Origin of the sequence: Streptomyces sp. NPDC059900 (genome assembly GCF_050270335.1) — a bacterium.
Lineage (GTDB): Bacteria > Actinomycetota > Actinomycetes > Streptomycetales > Streptomycetaceae > Streptomyces.
In genome coordinates, this window is record NZ_JBNNJZ010000366.1 from 1 (window position 1) to 8,425 (window position 8,425).

An 8,425-nucleotide genomic window follows, 5' to 3' on the forward strand; every position below is an offset into this window, starting at 1 on the left:
CTTGTAGAACAGCGCGGCGCCGATGGTCGAGCCGAGGCCGACGGGCAGGGAGGCGGTGGCGGCGGAGATGATGACCAGCGGGCCCAGATAGCGGCCCGCGGAGTTGCCCGCGCCCATCATCACGTCGGCGCCGAAGGTGGAGGTGCCGCCGGTGGAGTTCACGGTGGCCCGGCGGATGGCGAGGATGGCGACGCCGATCAGGGCACCGAGCACGGCGCCGACGGGGATCGCCAGCCAGAAGTGTTCGAGCGGCGCGGTGAACCCGGCGGACAGCATCATCGCGGGGATGCCGATGCCCACGCCGGTCTGCAGGGAACCGCCGATGTCGAGGATGCCGACCATGGGGCCCTCGATGATCCGGGCGAACAGGAAGCCCGCGCCGAAGGCGGCCGCGGCGCCGTAACTGCCGCCCTCCATACCGGCCTTGAGCATGGAGACGACGGCGACTTCGTTGAAGACACCAGTGTGGTAGACGTAATAGAGGTGTGTGCCGGTGAAGATCCCCGCGGCCAGGCAGGCGACGAAGACGGGGAAAGCCCACTCGGAGAGCCAGAAGCTGCCTTCTCCCGGAACCCTGGTCAAAAAGCCGGGCTTCTCCGGCTTCCCGCCGGCCGATGGGTCGGTGGTGTCGGAGCCGCGTGCGGGTATGTCGCCCGCGGCGGCGGTCGATGTGTCGGTCATGGCGCTGCCTGCCTCACTGGGGCTTGGTGCCGGTCACGTCGTGGAACTGCCAGAGCCAGTGCGGGATGTCGACCTTCAGCTGCTGCAGCAGGGTGATGTCCGCACCGCGCAGGACGGTGCTGGCGGCGAACAGGATGATGACCGCCCCGGCGAGGGACTTGGTGACCTTGGTCCAGCCCAGGTCGTCGACGCCCTTGCCGATGACGATGCCGAGCACGATGCCCGGCACCGCGTTGCCCATCACCAGATGACCGAGCCCGCCCAGGACGGTGCCCCAGGCTCCGGTGCGGCGGCCCGCGTCGACGGCGGCCATCCAGAAGATGATGGGCATCACCGGATTGATGAGCCATTCCGAGGCGGGCCCCAGGACCTTGGCGGCGACATCCTGCAAAGAGTGCGGGATCGAGGCCGCCGTCGTGTTGAGCAGCGCGATCAGGACCATGCCGACGACGGTGCCGGTGAGGGCCATCCGCCGGGGGTTGTGCAGGGTCTGGTCGAGGTTGCGGTTCTTGGCCATGGTGACCGCGGCCGTCCAGTGCGGCACGATGCGGTGGTCGACGTCCCCGGTCAGGGCTCCGGTGCCGACCGTGCTCGACCAGGCGTTGAACAGGAAGCCCAGGCCGAAGGAGAAGTGCGCGACGGGGTCGTTCTGGCAGGCGTTGAGCTCGCCCAGGGTACGGAAGGCGCCCATGCCCTGGACCTTGGGCGCGTGGAACATGCGGGCCACGCCGGCGCTCGCGCCGAAGCCGATGAGGCCGCCGATGACCAGGGACTGCAACAGGACGACGAGGGTTTCGTTCATCGGGTCACCTCATGTGCAGGGCGTGCTGGAGCGGGGAGAGCCGCTCCTCGCGCACCGTGAAGTCGACGGCATCCAGATCGAGAAAGGCCACCTGCACCTCGACGCGCAGGGTGATCTCGAAGCGCCGGCGGGTGCGCGGGAAGAGCAGCCCCAAAAACCGCTCGGTCCAGCGGTGTTCGGCGGAGGAGAGCACCTCGAGCTCAAGTGGCTCCACCCGGAAGCAGACCCCTTCGGTCCGCTTGCCCACCGCCGACTGGACCTGTCCGATGGCGGTGGCGAAGGCCTTCTCGCGGGTGGGCCCCGTACCGGTGAGGCGCAGTGTGTGGCGGGACTGCTTCACGCGGTCCTCCCCAGCTTCTTCAGGAGCGCCTCGGTGACCTTGAAGCCCAGTTCCTCGCTGTCGAGGAAGCCGAAGCCGAGGACGGTGCGGCCCTGTTCGACGGCGGTCACGCCGGCCTGCGCCGAGCGCATGCCGAACTCGATCTCGTGCCCGTACTTGGCCTTGGCGGTGACGGCTCCCGCGCCGCCGCTGCCGCAGAAGGAGATGCCCAGGTCGGCGTTTTCGGCGGCCATCACGTCGCCCACCTTCATGTCGGCGCCGGGGCCGGGGATGACGACGGGTTCGCCGCCCGCGGCGCGTACGCCGTCGGCGACCGCGTTGCCCTTGCCGAGCCGGTGTCCGATCACGATCTTCACTGTCATGGCGGTGCTCCCTGGTGTGTCGGTCATGCCCGTGCCGGTCATGCGGGTGTCAGTCATGCCGGTGTCGTTCCTGCCTGCTGGTCGGATTCGTGCTGCAGCTGTGCCGCCGCCTCGAAGTGCAGGGCCAGCAGCAGGACTTCGGTGTCGCGCGCGGCGAACTGCCGCGGGGTGCAGTAGCTGTCGATGAGGCGGCGCACGGCCGTCATGCGTCCGGGGGCCACCTCGGCGGCGAGTTGGGGGTCGAGCGCGTCCAGGTGCTCGGCGGTGCGGACCCTGCGTACGAACGCCAGTGCGTGTACGGCCAGGGCGAGCGCGCGGGTGTCGTCGAAGACGATGCCGCTGGACTGCGCGTAGCGACCGGTGAGCGGCAGGAACGCTTGCAGTTCGGTGCGGTCCGTTCCGGTGACGGGGTGGTCGGTGTCCCGTACCGCCTCGGCCAGCCGCTCGATCAGGGGGGTGCTCACTTCATGGGCCTTCCGGTGGTGCCTGTCGTCGGTGCGCTGCGGCCTGTGCCGGTGGTTTCACGCGGGGCCGGCTGCCACCGGGTGGATGCGGCCCGCGCGCACGGCCGCCACCGGTTCCAGGCGGGTGTCGCCGCTGCGCGTGGCGCCCCCGGCATCGGTCAGCGTCACCGGCCCCTGCCGCTGCCGGAGCAGGGTCAGATCGGCGGCGGAGCCCGGGCGCAGGGTGCCCAACTCGTCTGAAAGACCGAGCACATCAGCGGCGTGCAGGGTCGCGCAGCGGATCACTTGGTGCGGCGTCATGCCCAGGGCAAGGAGTTTGTCGAGGGTGGTGGCCAGTGAGTGCACGGGTCCTTCGAGGCTGCGCGCGTGCAGATCCGTACTGATCGTGTACGGGGTGAACCCGGCGGCCAGCGCCCGTTCCGCGGTGGCGAAGGACAGGCTGGCGCTGCCGTGGCCGATGTCGAGGCGCACGCCGCGTGCGATTGCCGCCCGTGCCTGGCGTTCGCTGCCGAAGAGGCCGCCGGGCTTGCCGTGGAAGGCGTGCGTGACGACGTCGCCCGCGCCGAGCAGGTCAAGGACGTCACCCAGCACCGGTGGTTCGTTGCCCACGTGCACCATGACCGGTCGGCCCACCCGCTCGGCGACCCGCTTGGCGGACCGCAGCGGGGCCAGCCCGCTGTCGCCGAGGACGGACGAACTCATCCGGACCTTGATGCCGCGGATCTGGTCCGGGTGGTCGCGCAGCGCCTTCTCGGTGGCCGCCTCGTCCACGTCGCCGGGCCCGTGCGAGAGCTCCCGCGGTCCGTGGACCAGGCCGTGGCGGGAGATGTTCAGCCAGTTCAGTACCCGCGTCACCGCTGGTCGGACAACGTTGTCCGTGAAGTCGGAGAAGTCGTCGCTGCCGCAACTGCCCGCATCCACCACGGTGGTGACGCCCTGGCGCACACCGATCGTGTCGGCGGGAGCGCCCAGGTAGGTGCGGGGGGCATAGACGTGCGTGTGCAGGTCGATCAGTCCCGGCGCGACCAGCAGGCCGGAGGCGTCGAGCCGCTCCTCGCCGAGGAGGGTTCCGGCCGGGGCGATCTGCGCGATCCGGCCGTCCTGTACGGCGATGTCGCCCGGCTCGGGAGTCTCGCGCAGCGGGTCGGCAAGGAGTCCGCCCGACACCACGAGATCGAATCGTTGTCGGTGCGGGGCTGTTGCCCCGTGTTCAGCCATGGACGGCCGCCTTTCCCGAGCATGAGATAGATGCGTGGAGCGTCCGGCGCGAGGCGACCCGTGGGTGCGGCACGGCCGAAGGACAGGCAAGCGTTCCGTAGAGTAGAATGGCGTTCCGCTGTACGGACCGATTGGCAACATAGCCCGCGCTCTTCCGGAGGGTCAATGGATGGCAGCAAGCCCGTTAATTCCGTCGCCAAGGCGCTGCGGGTCCTGCACGCGCTGGCCCGGCCGGACGGGCCGCACCGCCTCGGGGAGATCGCCGAGAGCTCGGGGGTGCCCAAGGCCACCACGCACCGCGTCCTCGCGATCCTGATCGAGGAGGGGTATGCGGCGGCCGACGGCGAGGGCCGCTACGGCAGCGGCAACCAACTCCGGGCCCTGTCCGCCCTGGTCCTCGCCGATGACGCCGTGGGCATCGACGCGGTGCTGCGCGCGCTCCAGCAACGCCTGGGCCAGACCGTCCACTTGGCCGTGCCCAGCGGCGACTACGCCACGTACACCCACAAGGTCGACCCGGGCCACGCCTACCGCATCGCCAGCGACATCGGCACCCCGCTGCCGCTGCACACCTCGGCCGCGGGCAAGGCGCTGCTCGCGCACCTGCCGCAGAGCGAGGCGGACGCCATCCTCGACCGCACCGGACTGCCCGCCCGCACGCCCCGCACCCACACCGACCGCGCGGCCCTCGCCGAGGAACTGGCCCGCATCCGCACCGACGGCTACGCCACCGACTACGAGGAGTCGGACGACTCCATCTGCTCGATCGCCGCCCCCGTGCTCGACGCCGACGGAACCCCGGTCGGGGCGGTCTCGGTCTCCGCCCTCACCTTCCTCGTCGCGGAGGACCAACTCAGCACCTTCGCGCCGGCCGTGCAGCAGGCGGCGCTGGATGTCTCGCGCAGACTCTGAGGGCCTGCCGGGGGTTTTCCCCGTGGGGCTTTCCCCACCCGGGGCCGGGTGGCCGTCGGAGTGCCGGGGCAGAGCGCCTCATGATCCGCTGTGGGCATGGAAATTGAGCGCACAAAGGGTGCGAAGGTGAAGGCGCGGACCGGGTATGCGGCGCGGACCGGGTACGCGGCGAGGATCGGGTACGCGGCGTGGATCGGGTACGCGGCGTGGATCGTGGGTGTCGTGCAGTTCTTCGTCATCCACGCGATAGCCGAATCGGCCTGGGCGAAACCGTACAGCTGGGCGCGGTACAACATCAGTGACCTGGGCAATGCCCACTGCGCCCTGCAGGCCGATCCCGAGTCCCGTTATGTGTGCTCTCCCGAACACGGCCTGATGAACGGGGCGTTCGTCGTCTTGGGGGCGTTGCTCGTCGTGGGGGTGGTCCTGACCGGTGCAGGGCTGTGGCGCAGAGGCGCGGCCGCGACGACGGCCCGCCTGCTGCTCGGCGCCGGCGGAGTGGGTTTCATCCTGGCGGGCCTTGCCCCTGCGGACGTCAACGAGAACCAGCACGTCCTGGGTGCATTGCTCATCATGGGTCTGGGCAACATCGGCCTCTGCCTGGCGGGACTTGGCTGCTCGGGGGCCGTTCCCCGTCCGCTGCGCCGGGCGACCAGCCTGTTGGGGGTGATCGCGCTCGTGGCCCTTGGACTGTTCCTCTCCCGCCACTACCTCGGGCTCGGCATGGGGGGCATGGAGAGGGTGGCGGCATTCCCTCTCCTGGCGTGGGCGCTGGCGACCGGCATCCGGGGCCTGATGCGCCCGGCCTCCTACTTGTCGAGCTTGTCGAGCGGCACGAAGACGACGTAATACCGCTCCGGGCCTGCCATCATCTTCATCGAGTCATCAGCCTCGGCAGCAGCCGAGCGGCGTTTCGCCGAGTCGTCGCGGCCGGAAGCGTAGATGTGGACGCGGTAGCCCTTGGCGGGGTCGAGGTGCAGCTCCGAAGGCTTCAGGTCCATGCTGGCCGATATCCCCGCGAGGGGGTATCCGCCATCGCTGACGGTGATGTGCCCTTTGTGGACCGGGCGGTAGTCCGACGCCGACAGGAGCTGCCAGTCACCCTCCTTCGGGGCCGCGGCCCGGTCGGCGAGCTTCAGCGCGACGCGGGCGACGTGGTACCGCGCCGGACTCGGAACAGTGATCTGGCCGGGGTGGCGCTTTACCTTCTTGGCAAGGTAGTCCGGTTCCGGAAGAGCGGGTTCGGGGCCTTGCTCGACGATGTAGAAACGGCTTCGGTCAACCCGCACATCCCAGGTCACCAGCTTCATGCGCTCTTCTTCGAGGACGGCATCCACGCGATCCAGCTCATCGCCGCACCCTGCCGGAACGCTCCATATGTCCTGGGTGAGAGTTCCGTCGGGAGGGGTGACGGCTTTGGATTCCAGGTCGGCCCTGGCGCGGACGAGGGCTTCGGCCGCTACTGCGGCGCAGTCGGCAGAGCCAGCGGACGCGTAGCTGTCGTCAGGGGAGAACGAGCAGTCGGCCGTCAGCCCGGCGCCGACCGACAGCACCAGCGCGGCGGTACTCAGGACCGGTCTCGCGTGCCGCCGGGAGAGGGGCCCGCGTCTCGCTGTTCTGTTCACGTCGGTGGGTCCTCTCGCTACACCACCGCGTTGTCTCGCGAGGCGGGGGTCGTTGCCCGATGGTCAGTCCGTCAGGCTTCTTACACGCTGCCGACAACCGCGTGCAAGATCGCTGGAGTAGCCGGCTGCAAGGCGGTACTGGCCCTAAAGAGCCTGGTCGGGTTCCGTGATCCCGAGGTCGGCTCGCATGATGTGCCGCATCCTCCACAGGGGATCCCACAGCGCGTCCAGGCTCTCCCGCGCGGCAGCCAGGTCCTCTCCCCGCCGCGTCCTGCCCGCGTCCAGCCGCATGAGCAGGCCGTAGAGATCGCCGAGATGCCGGTTGGCGGTGCTGGCCGCCGTCGCCACGGAGTCGGGCAGCACCATCTGGGCCTCGGCGTGACGCATACGGTGCTCACGGCGCGCCCGTTCCAGATCGGACCGCAGCTCCTCGGTCACCTCGTCGCTTTCCAGGGCATGCAGGACCCTCGTCATCACGTTCGCCAGGTCGCGCGTACCCGCGCTGAGCGTGGCGTAGCACGTGCGCCGTGCCTCGAGCCGGGCCTGGCGGGTGTTGTACTCGCGCTCGTCCTGCTGGAGTTGCCTGGTGTGCTCCAGTTCGCGGGCCCTGGCACGATCGGCGCTGCGCTGTGTGATGACGGCGGCCGCAAGCGTGCCGCCGATCCCCAGCACCGCGATCACGATCTGACTCACTGAGCTGTTCACGCTGCCCCCCGGCTCCGATCGGCTCGCGGGGGGACTGTACCCGCTGCCGCGGCCGGACCCGATCACGCCCTCAAGACCATCCGGACAGCAGCCGGTCTGCGAACGCGGTATCGCCCACCTGCGTCTTGAGTAGGGTGAAATCCAGGCTATCTGGGAGCCAGTCGCATGGAACAGATCTTCATCAGTTATCGCAGGGAGGACGCCGCGGGCGAGGCTTGGCTGCTCGAGAGGGAGCTGAACGAACAGTTGGGCGGCGCATCCGTTTTCCTCGATACGTCGGGAGTGGAACCGGGGGCAGTCTGGCCCGAGCGACTGCATCAGGCGCTGGACAACGCGTCAGCCGTTCTCGTGGTCATCGGGCCGAACTGGATGACGGCTTCCGACGAGTGGGCGCGACGCAGGATCGACCTACAGGATGACTGGGTCCGTCGGGAGATCGAGGAATCGTTGAATGCGGGCAAGCATGTTGTCCCGATCCTCACCCACGAGGCCACGATGCCTCCGTCTGACGCCCTCCCGCAGTCGATCTCGGAACTTTCGTCACGGCAGGCCATGAAACTCCGCGATGCCGCTGACGTCGCCTTGATCGTGAAGCACTTGATCTATTTGCTGCAGGGTTCGACACCGGGCCGGAGCGGCGGCCTCTACCCTCGTCCCGCCCCTGAGCTGCCGGACCCCCTGAGCGAAGAAAAGATCGGCATAGCCCTTCGGGGGGTTCTGAGTCAGTGGAGCGTGCAGCGGCGGCGGAGTGAGATCACATCGACCCGTGGCGAGGGCTCCGAACGCGAACTGATCGGTCTGTACCGGGAGTACCGCTTCCATACCTTTGAAGGTGCGGTTTCCTTCATGCATTCCACCGTCGCAGGGTGCGACATCATGAATCACCACCCGACGTGGGAGAACATTTGGCGCACCGTGCGTATCTTCCTGAGCACCTGGGATATCGATCACCGGATTTCCGATCGGGACGTACAGTTGGCCAAGTTTTTCGAACGGTCCTATGAGACCTTCCCGGCGGCAGAACGTTCCTCCTGAGCCTCTGCCCCCGCCCCCGCGACGTGAGGCGTGCCGCCCCGCATGTGGTGATCAACGTTCTGGGGTGGGTTGTACGCTGCGGGGATGCAGTCGTCCGCTTCCTCGCAGCCGCCGGATTCCGCACAGCCGGGTCGCCTATCCGAACCCGCCGAGCGCGGTCTGCTGACGGAGCGGATCGCGCGTCAGCTGGAGCACGAGATCCGTTCCGGTGAGATCGCGGTGGGGGCCAAGCTGCCCTCCGAGCGCGAGCTGGCGGCGCAGTTCGGCTCCAGTCGCAATGT

General features: G+C 68.9%; 12 protein-coding genes. 4 read left to right on the top strand and 8 right to left on the bottom strand.

Annotated features, from left to right (window positions below):
• The 6 genes from ACQKIP_RS32610 to ACQKIP_RS32635 form a co-directional block, all read right to left on the bottom strand.
• A partial coding sequence (locus ACQKIP_RS32610) for a DUF4310 family protein (RefSeq protein ID WP_427744942.1) occupies positions 1-681 on the bottom strand: 681 nt, incomplete at its 3' end.
• A gap of 13 nt (positions 682-694) precedes the next feature.
• Positions 695-1,483 carry a DUF4311 domain-containing protein gene (locus ACQKIP_RS32615; RefSeq protein WP_365853916.1) on the bottom strand — a complete coding sequence of 263 codons (789 nt, stop codon included), beginning with the start codon at positions 1,481-1,483 and terminating at the stop codon, positions 695-697.
• Positions 1,484-1,487: 4 nt separating this feature from the next.
• The gene (locus ACQKIP_RS32620) at positions 1,488-1,823 is read right to left on the bottom strand and encodes a DUF4312 family protein (RefSeq protein WP_365853914.1); all 336 of its coding nucleotides are present in this window, start codon (positions 1,821-1,823) and stop codon (positions 1,488-1,490) included.
• Positions 1,820-2,242, bottom strand: coding sequence for an SFCGS family glycine-rich protein (locus ACQKIP_RS32625; RefSeq protein ID WP_365853911.1), 423 nt, complete (start codon positions 2,240-2,242; stop codon positions 1,820-1,822). Before ACQKIP_RS32625 ends, ACQKIP_RS32620 begins: the two co-directional genes overlap by 4 nt.
• Positions 2,239-2,649, bottom strand: a complete 411-nt coding sequence (locus tag ACQKIP_RS32630) for a hypothetical protein (protein WP_365853909.1) — start codon at positions 2,647-2,649, stop codon at positions 2,239-2,241. Before ACQKIP_RS32630 ends, ACQKIP_RS32625 begins: the two co-directional genes overlap by 4 nt.
• 57 nt (positions 2,650-2,706) lie before the next feature.
• Positions 2,707-3,867, bottom strand: a complete 1,161-nt coding sequence (locus ACQKIP_RS32635) for an amidohydrolase/deacetylase family metallohydrolase (RefSeq protein WP_365853907.1) — start codon at positions 3,865-3,867, stop codon at positions 2,707-2,709.
• 165 nt (positions 3,868-4,032) lie between these two features.
• Between ACQKIP_RS32635 and ACQKIP_RS32640 the strand changes: the two genes are divergently transcribed.
• Positions 4,033-4,779, top strand: coding sequence for an IclR family transcriptional regulator (locus tag ACQKIP_RS32640; RefSeq protein ID WP_365853905.1), 747 nt, complete (start codon positions 4,033-4,035; stop codon positions 4,777-4,779).
• A gap of 96 nt (positions 4,780-4,875) precedes the next feature.
• A complete protein-coding gene (locus ACQKIP_RS32645) occupies positions 4,876-5,628 on the top strand; it encodes a DUF998 domain-containing protein (RefSeq protein ID WP_365853903.1) in 753 nt (250 codons plus the stop codon).
• Here ACQKIP_RS32645 and ACQKIP_RS32650 read toward each other — a convergent pair.
• Both ACQKIP_RS32650 and ACQKIP_RS32655 read right to left on the bottom strand, forming a co-directional pair.
• The gene (locus tag ACQKIP_RS32650) at positions 5,589-6,332 is read right to left on the bottom strand and encodes a hypothetical protein (protein ID WP_365853901.1); all 744 of its coding nucleotides are present in this window, start codon (positions 6,330-6,332) and stop codon (positions 5,589-5,591) included. The genes ACQKIP_RS32645 and ACQKIP_RS32650 overlap by 40 nt on opposite strands.
• 216 nt (positions 6,333-6,548) lie before the next feature.
• Complete coding sequence (locus tag ACQKIP_RS32655) at positions 6,549-7,109, bottom strand: hypothetical protein (protein WP_365853899.1); 561 nt, start codon at positions 7,107-7,109, stop codon at positions 6,549-6,551.
• A gap of 165 nt (positions 7,110-7,274) precedes the next feature.
• Here ACQKIP_RS32655 and ACQKIP_RS32660 point away from each other — a divergent pair, with 165 nt between their 5' ends.
• Both ACQKIP_RS32660 and ACQKIP_RS32665 read left to right on the top strand, forming a co-directional pair.
• Complete coding sequence (locus tag ACQKIP_RS32660) at positions 7,275-8,144, top strand: 4a-hydroxytetrahydrobiopterin dehydratase (RefSeq protein ID WP_365853897.1); 870 nt, start codon at positions 7,275-7,277, stop codon at positions 8,142-8,144.
• Positions 8,145-8,228: 84 nt separating this feature from the next.
• Positions 8,229-8,425: GntR family transcriptional regulator (locus tag ACQKIP_RS32665; protein WP_427744948.1), on the top strand; the 197-nt coding region annotated here is incomplete at its 3' end.

Coding starts and splice junctions, on each gene's coding strand:
- ACQKIP_RS32635 (WP_365853907.1), bottom strand. CDS start 3,867: ATGGCTGAACACGGGGCAACAGCCCCGCACCGACAACGATTCGATCTC.
- ACQKIP_RS32640 (WP_365853905.1), top strand. CDS start 4,033: ATGGATGGCAGCAAGCCCGTTAATTCCGTCGCCAAGGCGCTGCGGGTC.
- ACQKIP_RS32615 (WP_365853916.1), bottom strand. CDS start 1,483: ATGAACGAAACCCTCGTCGTCCTGTTGCAGTCCCTGGTCATCGGCGGC.
- ACQKIP_RS32625 (WP_365853911.1), bottom strand. CDS start 2,242: ATGACTGACACCCGCATGACCGGCACGGGCATGACCGACACACCAGGG.
- ACQKIP_RS32645 (WP_365853903.1), top strand. CDS start 4,876: ATGGAAATTGAGCGCACAAAGGGTGCGAAGGTGAAGGCGCGGACCGGG.
- ACQKIP_RS32660 (WP_365853897.1), top strand. CDS start 7,275: ATGGAACAGATCTTCATCAGTTATCGCAGGGAGGACGCCGCGGGCGAG.